This window comes from Streptomyces sp. NPDC003691 (genome assembly GCF_053981115.1).
On sequence record NZ_JBSFNQ010000021.1, the window covers coordinates 56844 to 73842 of the forward strand.

At 73.9% G+C, this 16999-nt stretch carries 17 protein-coding genes; 3 read left to right on the top strand and 14 right to left on the bottom strand.

What is annotated here, in order from left to right; genetic code table 11:
- Positions 1-167 precede the first annotated feature (167 nt).
- The 9 genes from mutM to ACWDR0_RS13310 all read right to left on the bottom strand — a co-directional run bounded on the left by mutM (position 168) and on the right by ACWDR0_RS13310 (position 9538).
- On the bottom strand, positions 168-1025 hold the full coding sequence (gene mutM / locus ACWDR0_RS13270; RefSeq protein WP_456351768.1) for a bifunctional DNA-formamidopyrimidine glycosylase/DNA-(apurinic or apyrimidinic site) lyase: 858 nt from the start codon (positions 1023-1025) through the stop codon (positions 168-170).
- 131 nt (positions 1026-1156) lie between these two features.
- Positions 1157-2005 (bottom strand): ribonuclease III, encoded by an 849-nt coding sequence (gene rnc, locus ACWDR0_RS13275; protein WP_456351769.1) that lies wholly within the window; start codon positions 2003-2005, stop codon positions 1157-1159.
- A gap of 19 nt (positions 2006-2024) precedes the next feature.
- Positions 2025-2198 (bottom strand): 50S ribosomal protein L32, encoded by a 174-nt coding sequence (rpmF, locus tag ACWDR0_RS13280; protein ID WP_003957604.1) that lies wholly within the window; start codon positions 2196-2198, stop codon positions 2025-2027.
- A gap of 2 nt (positions 2199-2200) precedes the next feature.
- Positions 2201-2836, bottom strand: coding sequence for a YceD family protein (locus ACWDR0_RS13285; protein ID WP_456351802.1), 636 nt, complete (start codon positions 2834-2836; stop codon positions 2201-2203).
- Between the two features lie 286 nt (positions 2837-3122).
- Positions 3123-3965 (bottom strand): ATP synthase F0 subunit B, encoded by an 843-nt coding sequence (locus tag ACWDR0_RS13290; protein ID WP_456351770.1) that lies wholly within the window; start codon positions 3963-3965, stop codon positions 3123-3125.
- Between the two features lie 93 nt (positions 3966-4058).
- A complete protein-coding gene (coaD, locus tag ACWDR0_RS13295; RefSeq protein WP_456351771.1) occupies positions 4059-4538 on the bottom strand; it encodes a pantetheine-phosphate adenylyltransferase in 480 nt (159 codons plus the stop codon).
- A 26-nt stretch (positions 4539-4564) separates the two neighbouring features.
- Positions 4565-5167, bottom strand: a complete 603-nt coding sequence (gene rsmD, locus ACWDR0_RS13300) for a 16S rRNA (guanine(966)-N(2))-methyltransferase RsmD (RefSeq protein ID WP_456351772.1) — start codon at positions 5165-5167, stop codon at positions 4565-4567.
- A gap of 233 nt (positions 5168-5400) precedes the next feature.
- Positions 5401-7719 carry an ATP-dependent DNA helicase RecG gene (gene recG, locus ACWDR0_RS13305; RefSeq protein ID WP_456351773.1) on the bottom strand — a complete coding sequence of 773 codons (2319 nt, stop codon included), beginning with the start codon at positions 7717-7719 and terminating at the stop codon, positions 5401-5403.
- Positions 7720-7903: 184 nt separating this feature from the next.
- On the bottom strand, positions 7904-9538 hold the full coding sequence (locus tag ACWDR0_RS13310; protein ID WP_456351774.1) for a DAK2 domain-containing protein: 1635 nt from the start codon (positions 9536-9538) through the stop codon (positions 7904-7906).
- Positions 9539-9779: 241 nt separating this feature from the next.
- On the opposite strand from ACWDR0_RS13310, the gene rpmB reads away from it, so the two are divergent.
- Positions 9780-9965: a 50S ribosomal protein L28 gene (gene rpmB, locus ACWDR0_RS13315; protein ID WP_003957616.1), complete on the top strand. Its 186-nt coding sequence runs from the start codon at positions 9780-9782 to the stop codon at positions 9963-9965.
- A 169-nt stretch (positions 9966-10134) separates the two neighbouring features.
- Here the strand turns inward: rpmB and thiD are convergent, their stop codons facing one another.
- Together thiD and ACWDR0_RS13325 are read right to left on the bottom strand one after the other, a co-directional pair.
- On the bottom strand, positions 10135-10914 hold the full coding sequence (gene thiD / locus ACWDR0_RS13320) for a bifunctional hydroxymethylpyrimidine kinase/phosphomethylpyrimidine kinase (protein ID WP_456351803.1): 780 nt from the start codon (positions 10912-10914) through the stop codon (positions 10135-10137).
- 119 nt (positions 10915-11033) lie between these two features.
- On the bottom strand, positions 11034-11996 hold the full coding sequence (locus tag ACWDR0_RS13325) for a thiamine-phosphate kinase (RefSeq protein ID WP_456351775.1): 963 nt from the start codon (positions 11994-11996) through the stop codon (positions 11034-11036).
- 339 nt (positions 11997-12335) lie between these two features.
- On the opposite strand from ACWDR0_RS13325, the gene ACWDR0_RS13330 reads away from it, so the two are divergent.
- Entirely contained in the window at positions 12336-12569 is a 234-nt protein-coding gene (locus ACWDR0_RS13330) for an Lrp/AsnC family transcriptional regulator (RefSeq protein WP_006346334.1), read from the top strand.
- Positions 12570-12641: 72 nt separating this feature from the next.
- Positions 12642-13163 carry a DUF3515 domain-containing protein gene (locus tag ACWDR0_RS13335; RefSeq protein ID WP_456351776.1) on the top strand — a complete coding sequence of 174 codons (522 nt, stop codon included), beginning with the start codon at positions 12642-12644 and terminating at the stop codon, positions 13161-13163.
- Between the two features lie 57 nt (positions 13164-13220).
- Here ACWDR0_RS13335 and ACWDR0_RS13340 read toward each other — a convergent pair whose 3' ends face one another.
- The 3 genes from ACWDR0_RS13340 to ACWDR0_RS13350 all read right to left on the bottom strand — a co-directional run bounded on the left by ACWDR0_RS13340 (position 13221) and on the right by ACWDR0_RS13350 (position 16862).
- Positions 13221-14378 carry a D-alanine--D-alanine ligase family protein gene (locus ACWDR0_RS13340; RefSeq protein WP_456351777.1) on the bottom strand — a complete coding sequence of 386 codons (1158 nt, stop codon included), beginning with the start codon at positions 14376-14378 and terminating at the stop codon, positions 13221-13223.
- Between the two features lie 703 nt (positions 14379-15081).
- Positions 15082-16113 carry an NAD(P)H-dependent glycerol-3-phosphate dehydrogenase gene (locus ACWDR0_RS13345; protein ID WP_456351778.1) on the bottom strand — a complete coding sequence of 344 codons (1032 nt, stop codon included), beginning with the start codon at positions 16111-16113 and terminating at the stop codon, positions 15082-15084.
- A complete protein-coding gene (locus ACWDR0_RS13350; protein WP_456351779.1) occupies positions 16110-16862 on the bottom strand; it encodes a lysophospholipid acyltransferase family protein in 753 nt (250 codons plus the stop codon). The genes ACWDR0_RS13345 and ACWDR0_RS13350 overlap by 4 nt, the downstream gene beginning before the upstream one ends.
- Positions 16863-16999: the final 137 nt, after the last annotated feature.

Consider the following 16999-nt stretch of genomic DNA (forward strand, 5'->3'; position numbering starts at 1 on the left):
TTCCGGTGCGGCCCGCGGGCCGCACCGGTGCGGGGCCGGGCGGTCCCGGCACCCGCGGTCTGCGCGCCCCCGGTCCCGGACCCGGCACCTGCCGCGCGCCCCCGGCCCCGGCCCGTAACGTCTCCGCAGGTACGGCCCCGGCGCACGCGGCGCCGGGCGGAACCGGCTCAGGCGGCCCGCGGCGGACGCTGGCAGCGCGGGCAGAAGTAGCTGGACCGGTTCATCCACGGGCGGCGGCGGATCGGCGCCCCGCAGCGCCGGCAGGGCTCCTCCTCCCGCCCGTACGCGTCCAGCGACCGGTCGAAGTAGCCGGATTCGCCGTTGACATTGACGTACAGGCTGTCGAAGCTGGTGCCGCCCTCGGCCAGGGCCGCCGTCATCACGTCCCGCACATGGCCCAGCAGTTCGGCCGCCCGGGTCCGGGGCAGGGTCGCCGTGGGCCGGTCGTAGTGGAGCCTCGCCCGCCACAACGCCTCGTCGGCGTAGATATTGCCCACCCCGCTGATCAGCGACTGGTCCAGCAGCGCCCGCTTGACCGTGGTGCGCCGCAGCCGCAGCGCGGTGAGGAAGGCGGCCTCGTCGAAGGCCGCGTCGAGCGGGTCGCGGGCGATGTGCGCGATGGTCCCGGGCAGCCCTTCGGGGGTGTCGTCGTGCACCGAGAGTCCGCCGAAGGTGCGCTGGTCGACGAAGCGCAGCTCGGTCCCGATGGCGTCGTCGAAGCGGACCCGGATCCGCAGATGCCGTTCGTCGGGGGTGCCCTCGGGCTGGACCAGCAGCTGGCCGCTCATCCCGAGGTGCCCGAGCAGGGAGGTGCCGGTGCCGCCCAGCGGGAACCAGAGGTATTTGCCGCGGCGGCAGGCCGGGCCGAGGCTCTGCCCGGTCAGCCGGGCCGTGAAGTCCACGGCCCCGGCCGGGTGGCGGCGCACGGCGCGCGGGTGCAGCACCTGGGCCTCGGCGACCGTCCGCCCGGTGACCCAGCGGAGAAGTCCGCGGCGTACGACTTCGACCTCGGGCAGTTCGGGCACGGATGTCCTCCGGATACGCTCTTGCCGACGCCCGCAGGGTACCTCCGAACGGGCGGTGGACGGCACCGAGCCCCCAACCGGACGGTGCCGGGTGGGGGCTCGACGTGCGATGACGCGGGGCGGACCGGGGCTCAGCCCTGGGCCGGTCCCGCTTCGACAGCTTCGCCGGACGCTTCGGCGGGGCCGGCGACGGCTTCCGCTTCCACGCCCTTGCGGGCTTCGGCAGCACGGGCGTCGGCGGCGGCGCGAATCTCCCGCCAGGCCGACTCGGCGGCCTGCTGCTCCGCTTCCTTCTTACTGCGGCCGGTGCCGGTGCCGTACGAGACACCACCGACGCGGGCGGCAGCGGTGAAGGTCTTCTCGTGGTCCGGGCCCGTCTCCGTGACGAGGTACTCCGGAACCCCGAGGCCCTCGGCGGCGGTCAGCTCCTGGAGACTGGTCTTCCAGTCGAGGCCGGCGCCCAGGTTGGACGACTTCTCGATCAGCGGATCGAAGAGCCGGTGCACCAGTTCGGAGGCGGCGTCGAGCCCCCGGTCGAGATAGACCGCGCCGATCACCGCTTCGAGGGTGTCGGCGAGGATGGACGCCTTGTCCCGGCCGCCCGTGCCCTCTTCGCCCCGGCCGAGCCGGATGAAGGAGCCCAGGTCGAGCCCGCGGCCCACACCGGCCAGTGCCCGGGAGTTGACGACGGCGGCCCGCAGCTTGGCGAGCTGCCCCTCGGGCAGATCGGGGTGGCTGCGGTACAGGGTGTCGGTGACCACCAGGCCGAGGACGGAGTCCCCGAGGAACTCCAGCCGCTCGTTGGTGGGCAGCCCGCCGTTCTCGTAGGCGTACGAGCGGTGGGTCAGCGCACGCACCAGAAGGGCGGACTCGACCTGATAGCCGAGCCGCCCTTCCAGAAGCGTGTGGGACGAGGCTGCGTTGACTGCGTCGGCGTTGTCCGCCGGCTTTCCGTCACCGGCGTTGGACAGCTCTGACATCAGGCCTCTCACCAGCCGCTCAGACCGCGAGGACCTGGCGCTTGTTGTAGGTGCCACAGCTCGGGCACGCGATGTGCTGCTGCTTGGGCTCCTGGCAACGCTCACACGAAACCAGGGTGGGGACCGCAGCCTTCCACTGCGACCGGCGGTGGCGCGTGTTGCTGCGCGACATCTTCCGCTTCGGAACAGCCACGGCTACTTCTCCTGCTTCTCGTCGACGCCGTCGGCGCCGCCCATGTTGTCCTTCTCGCCGTCCCTCATGGTGCCGGCGAGTCCTTGCAGTGCCGCCCAACGAATGTCGACGGCGTCGTGGTGGTGGTCCGGGTCGTCGTCGAGCCGGATTCCGCACTGGGTGCAGAGTCCGGCACAGTCCTCCCGGCACACCGGCTGCATCGGCAGTGCGAGCACCACCGCGTCACGCAGCACGGGCTCAAGGTCGAACAGGCCGTCCTTGAGAAAGGCGACGTCCTCGTCCTCGGCATCGTCGGCGGGCTCCGCGGCACGGCCGCGGATCCGTTCGTCGTTGTCGGGGTACGTGAACATCTCCTGGAAGTCCGCGGCGACATCGAGGCGCAGCGGCTCCAGACACCTTACGCACTCCCCCTCGGCCGACGCACGGGCGGTGCCCGTGACGAGCACCCCTTCCATGACGGACTCCAGACGGAGGTCGAGGTCGACGGAGGCGCCCTCGGGCACTCCGACGACGTCCTCGATGCCCAGGTCCTTGGGTGCCGGCACGGTCCGGGAGATCCGCTGGAGCGCACCGGGACGCCGGCCCAGCTCGTGCGTGTCGAACACGAGGGGGTTGCGGTGGTCGAGGCGGGCGTTCAGGGCTCTTCCTGCTTTCGGATCGTGCCGACGCACCGGGCTGGCGCTTCGGGGGGAGGGGCTGCCGTCCCCTGCGACGGGGGAAGCGGGCAGCCGGGATCGCGAACGAGGCGCGACCGAAGAGCCAGGATACTGGACCGGACGCCGTCGGCCCAATCCGGCCCCGAAGGTCCGGTCCGGGTACGGCTCCGCGGACCTGCCGCCACCCCGTCTCCGGCCCGCCGCGGCAGGGCCCGGGGCGGTCGCGGTCCGGGCCGGGAAGGCCGGTACGGCCCCGGCGGACGAGGGTTCAGCGGCTCCCCGGGCCCTCCGGCAGCGGCGGGGCCGGGGGTACGGGCGGTACCGGCGGGAAGCCGGCCCACGGGGCGGCACCGGCCGACTCGGCGAGACCGGCCAGATACTCGGCGTCACTGGTGGCGTGCTCCGGCCGCGGGCCCGGGAAGCCGGGCTCCCCGGGGGCACCGGCCGTCTCGTTCGCGGCGCTCTCGCCGGTCCGGCCGCTGAGGGTGGTCCGGCCCCGGCCGACCGCCTCCAGGGTCCGGCTCAGCACCTCCTCCAGCGCGCCGAGGGTGGCGTCCGCGTAGGCTCCGGCGCCGCCGGGCGGCAGCGGGGTCCCGTACGCCGCGGCCATCGGGTGCGCCCCGTCCACCGGGTCCGCGGGGTCCACGGGGTTCAGCGGGTCCGCCGGGCCGGGCGGCCGGACGGCCAGCTCCTCCCGGCCCCGGCCGACGGAGCCGACGGTGCGGGTGAGCAGCACCTCGAAGTTGGCCAGCTTGGCGTCGACGTACTCGTCGGCCTCGGCGCGGATCTCCGCGGCGGCGCGGCGTGCCTCGCCGAGGATGCGGTCGGCCTCCGCCCGGGCGTCCAGGACGGCCGGGCTGCCCGCGACCAGCGCGGCCCGGTCGGCGCGGGCGTCCTCGACGATGCGCCGGGCCTCCTCACGGGCTCCGGCGACCAGCCGCTCACGCTCGCCGACCAGCTCCCGCGCCCGGTCCAGGGAGCCGGGCAGCGCGGCCCGGGCCTCGTCGAGCAGGGCGAGCAGCCCGGCCCGGTTGACCACGCACGACGCCGACATGGGCAGCGGCCGGGCGGCGGTCACGGCCGCGGTGATCTCGTCGAGCTTCTTCTGCACGTCCACCGTGGTCCGCCGCTTTCTGCGCGTGCCGTGCGCGCTGGTCCGAGACTGGCGCAGACGACTGTACGGGCCGCGGGCGGCGGCGCGCGGTCACTTCTCGGCGAGACGGCGGCGCAGGGCCTCCTGGACCGGCGGCGGCAGCAGATGGGAGACGTCCCCGCCCCAGGCCGCGACCTCCTTGACCAGGCTGGAGGAGAGGAAGCTGTAGGTGGGGTTGGTGGGGACGAACAGGGTTTCGACGCCCGAGAGGCCGTTGTTCATCTGGGCCATCTGGAGTTCGTAGTCGAAGTCGCTGACGGCCCGCAGCCCCTTCACGATGGCGGGGATGTCCCGCTCCTTGCAGAAGTCGACCAGCAGGCCGTGGTGGGATTCGACGACCACATTGCCGTACTCGCCGGTCACCTGGCGGATGAGGTCCATCCGCTCCTCGACGGTGAACAGGCCCTGCTTGGACTTGTTGATCATCACCGCCACATGGACGACGTCGTACAGCTTGGAGGCGCGGGCGATGATGTCGAGGTGTCCGTTGGTGATGGGGTCGAACGACCCCGGACAGACTGCGCGGCGCACTGGAAGTCCCTCGCTCTCCGGTCCGGTCATGAAGCGTTTTCGCACGTGGATGCCGTGTCAGAGGCAGCGGCGGCGCGACCGTACCAAAACGTTCCCTCGCCGTAGCGGCGGGACCGCAGTGGTTCGAAACCGGCCGGCCAGCGGAAGGTTCCGCCCCTGGTGCTCCGTTCCACGGTGACGAGCGCATCCCCGGCCAGCCACCCCTGAGTGACGAGTGTGAGGAGGATCTCCCGTAGATCACCGTCGGAAACGGCGTACGGGGGGTCGAGGAAGACGGCGTCGTAGGGGGCGGCGGGGGGCGGTCCGGCGGTGATCTGCTCGGCCCGGCCGGTCCGGACCTCGGCGCCCGGCAGCCCGAGGGCGCGGACGTTCTCCCGGACCGTGCGGGCGGCCCGGGCGTCGGCCTCCACCAGCAGCGCATGGGCGGCGCCCCGGGACAGCGCCTCCAGGCCGACCGCGCCGGATCCCGCGTAGAGATCGGCGACCCGGATGCCGTCCAGGGTGCCCAGCAGGGCCTGCCAGGTGGAGAAGAGTCCTTCGCGCGCCCGGTCGGAGGTCGGGCGGGTGCCGGTGCCGGGGGGTACGGCGAGGCGGCGTCCGCCGGCCGTGCCGGCGATCACGCGGGTCATCTCGGTCCTCGGAGTCGGGGTGGGGCGGTGGGTCGTGGGCGGGCGGCCGCGGGTGCGGCCGTCGTGATCAGTCTCTCAGCTCGGCGGCCGGATGCACGCGGCCGGACCGGCGGGCCCGCCGGTCGGGCGCGGCACCGGGGTCGGCCGGGCAGTCGGGCGGCTGGGCGGGCGCGGCACCGGCACCGGCACCGGGGTCGGGGCCCTGCGGGTGCGGGCCCGGCCCCGGGCCGGCGTCAGCCCTTGTCCAGGTACTGCTCGCGCTCGTCGTCCAGCAGGGCGTCGAGCGCGGTCCGCAGTTCCGGGAGGCCCTCCAGGCCGGGGTCGGCGGCGACCACGGCCACGGCCTCCTCCCGGGCGGCCGCGATGATCTCCTCGTCGTCGATGACGGCGAGCATCCGCAGCGAGGACCGGACACCGGACTGGGCCTGTCCGAGGACATCGCCCTCCCGGCGCTGTTCGAGGTCGATCCGGGAGAGTTCGAAGCCGTCGAGGGTGGCGGCGACGGCTCCGAGCCGGGCCCGGGCCGGGCTCGCCTCCGGCGCCTCGCTGACCAGCAGGCAGAGCCCGGGGGCCGAGCCCCGGCCGACCCGGCCGCGCAGCTGGTGGAGCTGGGAGACGCCGAACCGGTCCGCGTCCATGATCACCATCGCGGTGGCGTTGGGGACGTTCACCCCGACTTCGATCACCGTCGTCGCGACCAGGACGTCCGCATCGCCCGCGGCGAAGCGGCGCATGACCTCGTCCTTGTCGTCCGGGGGCATCCTGCCGTGCAGCACCTCCACCCGGAGCCCGGCCAGCGGACCCGCGGCCAGCTGTGCCGCGACGTCCAGGACGGCGAGCGGGGGCCGTTTGTCACCCGCGGCGGCGGCTCCCGCGTCCTCGGCCGGATCCTCCGGGCCTGGGTCCCCGCCGGCCGGATCCGCGGTGCCGCTCCCGGACCGCTTCTTCGCGGGCTTCTCGTCGGTCTCGTCGCCGATCCGGGGGCAGACCACATACGCCTGGTGGCCCTTGCCGACCTCCTCGCGGACCCGTTCCCAGGCGCGGGCCAGGAAGTGCGGTTTGTCCAGGGCGGGCACCACATGGCTGGCGATCGGGGAGCGCCCGGCCGGCAGCTGGTCGAGGACGGAGGTCTCCAGATCGCCGAAGACGGTCATGGCGACCGTCCGCGGGATGGGGGTGGCCGTCATGACCAGCAGATGCGGCGGCTGCTTCCCCTTGGAGCGCAACGCGTCCCGCTGTTCGACCCCGAAACGGTGCTGTTCGTCGACGACGACCAGCCCGAGATCGTGGAACTGCACCTTGTCCTCGATCAGGGCGTGCGTCCCGATGACGATCCCGGCCTCGCCGGTGACCAGGTCCAGCAGGGCGTGGCGGCGGGCCGCCGCGCCCATCGAGCCGGTGAGCAGGACGACCTTGGTGGCGTGCTCGGCGCCGCCCAGCATGCCGCCTTCGGCGAGTTCGCCCATCATCTCGACGACGGAGCGGTGGTGCTGCTGGGCCAGGACCTCGGTGGGGGCGAGCATGGCCGCCTGGCCGCCCGCGTCGACGACGGCGAGCATCGCCCGCAGCGCGACCAGGGTCTTGCCGGAGCCGACCTCGCCCTGGAGCAGCCGGTGCATCGGGTGCTCGGTGGCCAGGTCACCGAAGATCTCCGCGGTGACGTTCCGCTGGCCGTCGGTGAGGGTGAACGGCAGCCGGGCGTCGAAAGCGGCCAGCAGCCCGTCGGGCGCGGGTCTGCGGGCGACCGCGGGCAGCTGGGCGTCGGCGTACCGGCGGCGGGCCAGGGCGACCTGGAGGACGAACGCCTCGTCCCACTTCAGCCGTTCCCTGGCGTCGGCGATATCGGCCCTGGTCCGCGGCCGGTGGACCTTGAGCAGGGCCTCGGGCAGCGGGACGAAGCCCCGGCCCTCGCGGAGCGCGGGCGGCAGCGGGTCGACGGCCTCCCGGGCTCTCGGCAGCACCGCGTCCACCGCCTTGGCGATCTTCCAGGACTCCATGCCCTTGCAGGCGGGGTAGATGGGGATGAGGGCACCGGCCCAGGACTCGGCGGCGGAGCCGGCCCCGGCGTCCTCCGCGCCGCCGTCCGTACCACCGCCCGGACCGCCGATGCCGGTACCGCCTTCGCCGCCGCCGTCGAGCTTGGCGTAGCTCGGATGCGCGAGCTGGAGCTTGCGGTTGAAGACGGACACCTTCCCGGCGAACATGGCGCGGCTGCCGGGCGGCAGCTCGGACTGCGGCTTGTGCACACCGCGGCCGAAGAAGACGAGCTGGAGCCGGCCGCTGCCGTCCGTGATGGTCAGCTCCAGCCGTTTGCCCCGGCCGCCGTTGAAGGTGTGCACCCGGGAGTCCGCGACCTGGGCGACCACCGTGACGTCCTCGTCCAGCGGCAGCTCGGAGAGCCGGGTCAGCTGGCCCCGCTCCTCGTACCGCCGCGGATAGTGGTGCAGCAGGTCTCCGACGGTGTGCAGGCCGAGCTGCTCGCCGAGCACCTTCGCGGTGGCGGGGCCCAGCGTCTTCTTGAGGGGTTCACTCAGGACGGACACGGCATCCATTGCACACCACGCCACCGACAAACGGGGTGTCCGCCCGCGCCGGAGCCGTCACTCCACCCCGGTGAGCGCCGCGCCGGAGCCGTCACTCCAGCCCGATGAGCGCCGCGCCGGAGCCGTCACTCCACCCCGGTGAGCCCCGCGTCCGGGCCGTCACTCCACCCCGGTGAGCCCCGCGTCCGGGCCGTCACTCCACCCCGATGAGCAGGGGGCTCGCGCCGTGGCCGCTCTCGTAGACCACCGTGTCCACGGCCAGATGCGCCTCCCTGACGTGCCGCTCCAGCGCGGCGGCGGTGCCGGGGCCGTCGGGCAGGCCGGCCGAGAGGACCAGGGTGACCAGTTCGCCGCCGGACGCCAGCATCCGGTCCAGGACGGCGACCGCGGTGGCGGTGAGGTCGGTGCCGATGACGGCGACATCGCCGTCGATCAGCCCCAGGACGTCCCCGGCCTGGCAGACTCCCGCGCTGGTCCACGAGCGGTGCTCGGCGACCGCGAGTTCGGCGTAGCGGGTGGCCCCGGCCGCCGCCGTCATGGCGACGACGTCCTCGTCGAAGCGGCGGGCGGGCTCGTGCACCGCGAGGGCGGCGATGCCCTGGACGGCGGCGCGGGTGGGGATCAGCGCGACCCGTACGCCTTCGGTACGGGCCTGCTCGGCGGCGGCGGCCGCGGTGTGCCGCAGCTCCGCGGAGTTCGGCAGGAGGACCACCTCGCGGGCGTGGGCCCGGCGGATGGCGTCCACCAGCTCGCCGCTCGCGGGCGGCTCCCCGGGGCGGGCCAGCACGGTCGTCGCGCCCGCCTCGGCGCAGAGCCCGGCGAGCCCCTCGCCGGGGACGACCACCACGACGGCCCGCTGGGCCTGCTCGGGGACGGGGGCGGCGGCCCCGGTGAGATGGGTGATCCGGATCCGGTGCGGGCGGCCCGCCTCCACGCCCGCCTCCACGGCGGCGCCCGCGTCGTCGGCGTGGACGTGCACGTTCCACAGTCCGTCGCCGCCGACCACCACCAGGGACTCCCCCAGGGCGTCGAGCCGGGCCCGCAGCCGGGCGACCGCCGGGTCGTCGGCCTCCAGCAGGTAGATCACCTCGAAGGCGGGGCCGTCGCCGCCGCACGGCGCGGCGGCGTCCGCCGCGGCGGGCGCCGGGACGGAGACGGCGATCCGGGCGGGTACCGCGGGTGCCTCCCCGGTGACGGCGGCCACCAGGGCCCGCAGTACCGCGAGGAGTCCCATGCCCCCGGCGTCGACGACCCCGGCGCGGGCCAGGACGTCGAGCCGGGCGGGGGTGGTGGCCAGGGCCTCCCGGGCGGCCTCGTAGGCGCCCCGGGCGGCCGCGGCGTCGCCGGGCCCGGCGGCCTCCGCGCCGGCGGCGGCCGCGTCGGCGACGGTCAGGACCGTGCCTTCGACGGGGTGGGCCACGGCCTCCCGGGCCAGTACGGCGGCCCGGTCCAGGGCCGCGGCGAGCCCGCCGCCGTCCGCGATGCGCTCGGCAATACCGCGCAGGAGCTGCGCGAGGATCGTGCCGGAGTTCCCGCGGGCGCCCAGCAGGGCCCCGTGCGCCATGGCCCGGATCACCGCGGAGGTCTCCGGCTCCCCGGCTCCCCCGGGGTCCGCCTCATGGGCCGCGAAGACCGCTTCCACGGCCGTGGCGGCGGATTCGGCGGTCAGATAGAGATTGGTGCCGGTGTCACCGTCCGCGACCGGGTAGACGTTGATCGCGTCGATCTCCTCGCGCTCCCGGCCCAGCGCCTCCAGCGCCGCCGCGCACCAGACCCGTACCGCTGCGGCGTCGAGTTTCTGCGGCACCTGGGGTCCTCCTCGGTCCATGCGTGGGCGGCGTCGCACCGCAGGGTAGTCGCCGGACCGGGCGCCCGGACCCCGCCGGGAGGCGGGCCGGGGCAGGCGGGAGCCGTGGTAGTTTCGTGGAGAGGGCGGAGCCGTTGTATGCTGCTCCGGTTGCCTGATGAAAATCAGGCCGTCCATCCCCCGGCAAAGCCACCGAGTCAGTTACTGATTTCCGGCGCGCCGGATTTCACTGTACGTGCATCTGAAGTCTTTGGAGTGACCCGTGGCTGCCAACTGCGACGTCTGCGGCAAGGGGCCGGGCTTCGGCAACAACATCTCCCACTCGCACCGCCGTACGTCTCGTCGCTGGAACCCGAACATCCAGCGCGTGCGTGCCGTGGTCGGTCGGACGCCGAAGCGGCTCAACGTCTGCACCTCGTGCATCAAGGCCGGCAAGGTCTCGCGCTAACGCGGATGCCCCGTCGCTAGCGCAGCCCCTCCCGGTTGCCTGACCAGGCGGCTCACCTTTCGAGGTGGGCCGCCTGGTCTTTTTGCTGCCCTGTTCCTTCTGCTGCCGGGGGCCTTCTGCCGTCGTACGGCGGCGGGGGCCGTCCCGGTCCGGCCCCCGCCCCGGCCGGTCAGCGTGCCCCGGTCCCCCGCCACCCGTGGTCGACCGGGCCTATCCCGCCGCCCAGCGGGAAGCCCGCCGCGATCGCGCCGGTGACGTACTCCTTCGCCGCCGCCACCGCCTCCGGCACCGGCAGCCCCCGGGCCAGTCCGGCGGCGATCGCCGAGGCCAGGGTGCAGCCCGTGCCGTGGGTGTGCCGGTTGTCGAGGCGCGGGGCCCGGAACCAGTGCTCGGCGGTGCCGTCGGTGAGCAGGTCCACCGCGTCGCCCGCGAGATGGCCGCCCTTGACGAGCGCCCAGCGCGGTCCGAAGCCGAGGACGGCGTCCGCGGCCCGCCGCAGCCCGCTCTCGTCGTCCACCGCGACCCCGGTGAGCTGTGCCACTTCGTCGAGGTTGGGGGTGGCGACGGTGGCCAGGGGCAGCAGGGACCGGCGTACGGAGTCGAGCGCGGAGTCGGCGAGCAGCGAGTCCCCGTGCTTGGAGACCCCGACCGGGTCGACGACGACGGGCGCGTCCGTGGTCGCGAGCAGCCCGGCGACGGTCTCCACCAGTCCGGCGGAGGCCAGCATGCCGGTCTTCACGGCCTGGACGCCGATATCGTCCACGACGCTGCGGTACTGGGCGCGCACCGCTTCGGCGGGCAGCTCCCAGAAGCCCTGGACGCCGAGGGAGTTCTGCGCGGTGACCGCGGCTATGACGCTCATCCCGTGCACGCCGAGGGCGAGCATGGTCTTCAGGTCGGCCTGGATCCCGGCGCCGCCGCCGGAGTCGGATCCGGCGACCGTGAGCACCCGGGGCGGCGCGAGGGGCACGCGGGGCGCGGCGGGCGGTGTCGTACGGCCTTCCCGGCGCTCTTCGTGAACGGACGGTGTCGTACGGCCTTCCCGGTGCCCTTCGTGGACGGGCGGTGTCATACGCCCTCCCCGAAGTGGTCCCAGCCGCTGCCGCCGTGCCAGGGGATGCCGTCCACGGTGACCTGGGGGGCCGCGGAGGGGTGGAGGACCTCGCCGATGACCTTCCAGCGGGCGGGGAGTTTGGCGTCGGGCGGGAAGGTGGCGACGATGGCGTGGTCCTCTCCCCCGGTGAGCACCCACTGGACCGGGTCGACGCCGACGGCCTGGCCGATGTCGTTCATCTGGCTGGGAATGTCGATGGCGCGGGAGCGCAGGTCGATCCGGACCTTGCTGGCCTCCGCGATATGGCCGAGGTCGGCGATCAGCCCGTCGCTGACGTCGCACATCGCGGTGGCGCCGAGCCCGGCGGCGGCCGGTCCCGCATGGTACGGCGGTTCGGGCCGCCGGTGCGCCTCGACGAAGGCGCGCGGCGAGCGGAAGCCGCGGGAGAGCACCGCGTGGCCCGCGGCGGACCAGCCGAGCCAGCCGGTGTAGGCGACGACGTCCCCGGGGCGGGCGCCGCCGCGGGTGACGGGCTCATGGCCGCGCAGATCGCCCAGCGCGGTGATGGCGAGGGTGATCACCTCGCCGCGTACGACGTCCCCGCCCACCACCGCGGCGCCCGCGACCTGGCATTCGTCCCGGATGCCGTCCATCAGCTCGGTGGCCCAGGTGACGGGGAGGTCGGCGGGGACCACCAGCCCGAGGAGCAGGGAGGTGGGGACGGCTCCCATGGCCGCAATGTCGGCCAGATTCTGTGCGGCGGCCTTGCGGCCGACGTCGTACGCGGTCGACCAGTCCCGGCGGAAGTGCCGGCCCTCCAGCAGGATGTCGGTGCTCGCCACCACCCTGCGGTCGGGGGCGGCTACCACGGCCGCGTCGTCCCCGGGTCCGATACGGACCGCGGGGGTGGAGGTGAGCCGGGAGGTGAGCTCTTTGATCAGGCCGAACTCTCCCAACTCGCCCACAGTGCCCTTCACCCGAGTCTCACCTCTCCGTCGTCCCGCCGGACCACCCGGCCGGGCTGTCGTGCTGTGGTGCCACCGGCCGCGCGCCGCGGCCGGCGCCGTCCGGGCCCTGCCGGTCCGGCCCGGTCGCGGGGCGCCGGGCGGCTCGGTACCGTCAAGGGACACGTCAACGTGCGCTCGTCGCACGCCACACTACGGACGCCGCACGGCGCGCGGGTCTCCCCGTCGCCCGTGGCGACGCGATACCGTGGCGTCCCTTTCTCCCCCCTGGGGTTTCCCCACCCGGGTCGCCGAGCGCGCCGAGGGCACCGTTGACCGGGGAAGCACACCAAGGGCCGCCCTGGAGGTTCCGTGGTACAGGCGTACATCCTGATTCAGACCGAGGTGGGCAAGGCGTCGGCCGTCGCCGAGACCATCGGCAAGATTCCGGGAGTGATGCAGGCCGAGGACGTGACCGGCCCCTATGACGTGATCGTGCGCGCGCAGGCGGACACCGTGGACGAGCTGGGCCGTCTGGTGGTCGCCAAGGTCCAGCAGGTGGAAGGCATCACCCGCACGCTCACCTGCCCGGTCGTCCACCTGTAGGCCCTCTCTTCCGGATCCCGCCGGGCTCGCCCGGTCGAAAGGAAGGACCCGGCCCCCGTCTACGCTTGGCCGGTGACTTCCGCCCGCCGGTCCCGCTCCCACGACCGCCCCCGCTTCCGCGCCGGGGCGCCGTCGCGTCTCGTCCTGTCCGCGGCCGTGCTGCTCGCCGTCGCCGCATGCTCCGCGGACCGGCCCGAGGTCGCCGTCCCCCGCCCTCCGGACGGGGAGCGGGCGCTCTGCGCGGCGCTGGACGGAGAACTGCCCGGAACGGTCGGCGGACAGGACCGTTCCGACCCCGAACCCGCGTCGGAACTGACCGCCGGCTGGGGTGACGCCGCGATCGTACTGCGCTGCGGCGTCCCCCGGCCCGCGGGGATGAGCGATCCGGCGGCGGAGGCCGTGGAGGCCGACGGGGTGAACTGGATGCTGGAGCGGCCCGGCGACGGCGCCGGGGGCACCCGTTTCACCACGACGTACCGCGAGACGTATGTCGAGGTGTCGATGGACGAGCGGTACGCGAACGACGCCACGCCGCTCGCCCAGTTGGCCGACGCGGTCCGGAAGACCGTGCCGGCCACCCTCGAAGTGCCCTGAGAACTGCCCTGAGAACGGCCCGGGGCCACCGCCGCGGCCCCTTCTCCGGGCGGCGGGTCAGCGCAGTCCGGTGCTGCGCCGCAGCGCGGCGCTGATCAGCAGGTCGACCAGCTCCGGGTAGGCCACCCCGGTCTCCTGCCACATCCGCGGGTACATGGAGATGGGGGTGAAGCCGGGCATGGTGTTGATCTCGTTGATGACAAACCGGCCGTCGGTCGTCAGGAAGAAGTCGGCGCGGACCAGGCCCTCGCAGCTGGTGGCCTCGAAGGCCTCGACGGCGAGCCGCCGGACCTCCGCGGTCTCCTCGTCGGTGAGCCGGGCGGGGACCACACCGTCCGCGGAGTCGATGTACTTGGCCTCGAAGTCGTAGAACTGGCCGTCCTGGTCGACGAGGATCTCGGCGGGGACGCTGGCCCGCGGGCCGTCCTCGAACTCCAGCACCCCGCACTCGATCTCACGGCCGCGGACCATCGCCTCGACGATGATCTTCGGGTCGTGGCGGCGGGCCGTCTCGATCGCCGCGTCCAGGCCGTCGGCGGACTCGACCTTGGTGATGCCGATGGACGAACCGGCGCGGGCGGGCTTCACGAAGAGCGGCCAGCCGTGCTCGTCGGCGAGGGCGGTGAGCCGCTTGCGGGCGGCGGCGGGGTCCTGCTCCCAGTCGCGGGGGCGGACGACCTCGTACGGTCCGACGGGGAGCCCGTAGGAGACGAGGACCCGCTTCATGTACTCCTTGTCCTGGCCGACCGCGGAGGCCAGCACGCCGGAGCCGACGTACGGCACTCCGGCCAGCTCCAGCAGGCCCTGGATGGTGCCGTCCTCGCCGTAGGCGCCGTGCAGTACCGGGAAGACGACGTCGACTTCGCCGAGCGCCTTGGGTACGGCACCGGGCTCGCTGTAAACCAGCTCGCGGTTGCCGGGTTCGGCGGAGAGCACCACGGTCCCGGCGGCCCCGTCGGTCAGTTCGGCGACCCCGGGGGTGCGCCGGTCGCTGATGGCCATCCGGTCCGGCTCGTCGGCCGTCAGCACCCAGCGGCCGTCGACCGTGATGCCGACCGGGATGACGTCGTACTTCGTCCGGTCGATGGCGCGCAGCACGGCGCCCGCGGTGACCGTGGAGATCCCGTGCTCGGAGCTGCGCCCGCCGAAGACGACGGCGACCCGCGGCTTACGGCCCTGCGGATCGGGGGTCTGGGGGAGGTTCTCGGTGCTCATATCGCCCTGAGACTACCGTGCGAACCGTCATCCGACAGGGCGGCTCCGCGGTGGCGGCTCCGCCGGGGCGGGTGGACGGTACGGCTCCGGGGGACGGGCACCCGGCGCCCCGCGGGCAGCGGGCCCGGCACCGGTGGGAACGACCCGCGCCGCCGGGCCTGATGCCCTGCGGGCGGCGGGGCGCCCGGGCAACCGCGCCGGAACCCGGCCGTGCCGGGCGGAGAAGCCGGAGCCCGGCAACAGCGGCCCGACGAGACGCACCGCACTCGCGGCGGGCCGGGCGGAACCTCCTCCAACGTCCCGTCCGGGACGGCCGCACCGCACCGGCGGGCACCGCCGACAGCGCTCACCGGCCCGGCCGGGAGGCCGCCCGCACCGGGTACAAACGCCCCGGGCGCCGAAGGCGGTCACCAAACCGGGGGTTCACCGCAACGCCCGCCACAGACCCGAGGCGGGCCGACCCCGGCCCGAGGCCGCAGAGACCGGCGTTCACCGCAACGCCCGCCACACGCCCGGCGCAGGCCGACTCCGGCCCGAGGCCGCAGGGACCGGCGTTCACCGCAACGCCCGCCACACGCCCGAGGCGGGCCGACTCCGGCAGCCCGAGGCCGCAGGGACCGCTAGGGCCGCAGGTGCTGCGCTGCGCAGCGCCGACCCGGCCGGGGGCGGGCGCCCCCGGATCCCCGACCGCGCCGGAGGCGGGTCAGCGGCGTTCGGCCTTGGCGCTCCGCGACATCAGCTCCTTGAGGGCGACCGCCGGGGGCTTGCCCTCGTGGACGATGCCGACGACCGTCTCGGTGATGGGCATGTCGACACCGTGGCGGCGGGCCAGGTCCAGCACCGATTCACAGGATTTGACGCCCTCGGCGGTCTGCTTGGTGACCGCGATGGTCTGCTCCAGCGTCATGCCCTTGCCGAGGTTGAGGCCGAAGGTGTGGTTGCGGGAGAGCGGGGACGAGCAGGTGGCCACCAGGTCGCCGAGTCCGGCGAGTCCGGAGAAGGTCAGCGGGTCGGCGCCCATCGCCAGGCCGAGCCGGGTGGTCTCGGCCAGGCCGCGGGTGATCAGGGAGCCCTTGGCGTTGTCCCCGAGGCCCATGCCGTCGGCGATGCCGACCGCCAGGCCGATGACGTTCTTCACGGCGCCGCCGAGTTCGCAGCCGGTCACGTCGGTGTTGGTGTACGGGCGGAAGTACTGGGTGTGGCAGGCGGCCTGGAGGCGCCGCGCGACCTCCTCGTCCCGGCAGGCGACGACCGCGGCGGCGGGCAGCTTCCGGGCGATCTCCCGGGCCAGGTTGGGTCCGGTGACCACCGCGACCCGCTCCGCGGGCACCCCGGCGACCTCTTCGACGACCTGGCTCATCCGCTTGGTGGTGCCGAGTTCGACGCCCTTCATCAGGGAGACCAGGACCGTTTCGGCGGGCAGCAGGGGCGCCCAGGCGGCGAGATTGCCGCGGAGGGTCTGCGAGGGCACGGCGAGCACCGTGAAGTCGGCGCCGTCCAGCGCCTCGGCGGGGTCGGTGGTGGCCCGCAGCCCGGCGGGGAGTTCGATGCCCGGCAGATAGTCGGGGTTGGTACGGGTGGTGTTGACCGCCTCGGCGAGTTCGGCGCGCCGTCCCCAGAGGGTGACCTCGCAGCCCGCGTCCGCGAGGACCGCCCCGAAGGCGGTCCCCCAGGAGCCGGTTCCGAAGACGGCCGCCCTGACGGGCCGGTCGGCGAGGTGGGCCGAGTCTGTCACTGCTGTCCTTCCCCTGCGGCCTTGCGCCGCTGTTCTTCCCGGGCCTTGCCGTGGTCCCACGGCATGTCCGGTGCCTTCTCGCCGCGGACCTCCTCCAGGAGGCCGGTGATGGCGCTCATGATGGCCTCCGTGGCCTCACGCAGCACTTCGGGCGTCGGTTCCCGATCGTAGAACCTGCTCAGGTCGACGGGCGGCCCGGCCTGCACGATCAGGGTTTTACGGGGAAAGAGCCGGACCTTGTTCTCCTTGGCGTACGGGGGCATCACCAGGTTCGCGCCCCACTGGGCGACCGGGACCACGGGCACCTTGGTCTCCAGGGCGATCCGGGCGGCGCCTGTCTTGCCCGCCATGGGCCATATCCCGGGGTCACGGGTGATGGTTCCCTCGGGATAGAAGGCAACGCATTCGCCCTGTTCAATGGCGTTCACGGCGGACCGGTACGCGTCGAGCGCATTGGTGCTCTCGCGGTAGACGGGGATCTGCCGGGTGCCGCGGAGCATCATCCCGACGAACGGCGTCGAGAACAGCGGCGCCTTTGCGAGAAAGCGCGGGACGCGTCCGGTGTTGTACTGGAAGTGCGCATACGAAAGAGGGTCGAGATACGAGTTGTGATTGACCGCGGTGATGAATCCGCCGTCGGCCGGAATGTGTTCCGCGCCGCGCCAGTCCCGCTTGAACAGAACCAGTAGCGGCGGTTTGGCGATGACCGCCGCCAGGCGGTACCAGAAGCCGATTTTTCGGCGGGACACGCGGACACCCTTTCTGCTGCGGACGCGTACGAGACCCGGACGGACTCGTCGTTGACCGGGCCTCTGCCCGATGGCGGGGATCAAGTGTCGCCCCGGTCACTCGGTCTGTCGAGCACACCGTACGCCCCGGTCACCTC

Bases quoted from the DNA above. Each gene is read 5' to 3' on its own strand.
- rnc (WP_456351769.1), bottom strand. From the start codon at position 2,005: ATGTCAGAGCTGTCCAACGCCGGTGACGGAAAGCCGGCGGACAACGCC.
- rsmD (WP_456351772.1), bottom strand. From the start codon at position 5,167: ATGACCCGCGTGATCGCCGGCACGGCCGGCGGACGCCGCCTCGCCGTA.
- recG (WP_456351773.1), bottom strand. From the start codon at position 7,719: ATGGATGCCGTGTCCGTCCTGAGTGAACCCCTCAAGAAGACGCTGGGC.
- ACWDR0_RS13310 (WP_456351774.1), bottom strand. From the start codon at position 9,538: ATGGACCGAGGAGGACCCCAGGTGCCGCAGAAACTCGACGCCGCAGCG.
- ACWDR0_RS13340 (WP_456351777.1), bottom strand. From the start codon at position 14,378: ATGAGCACCGAGAACCTCCCCCAGACCCCCGATCCGCAGGGCCGTAAG.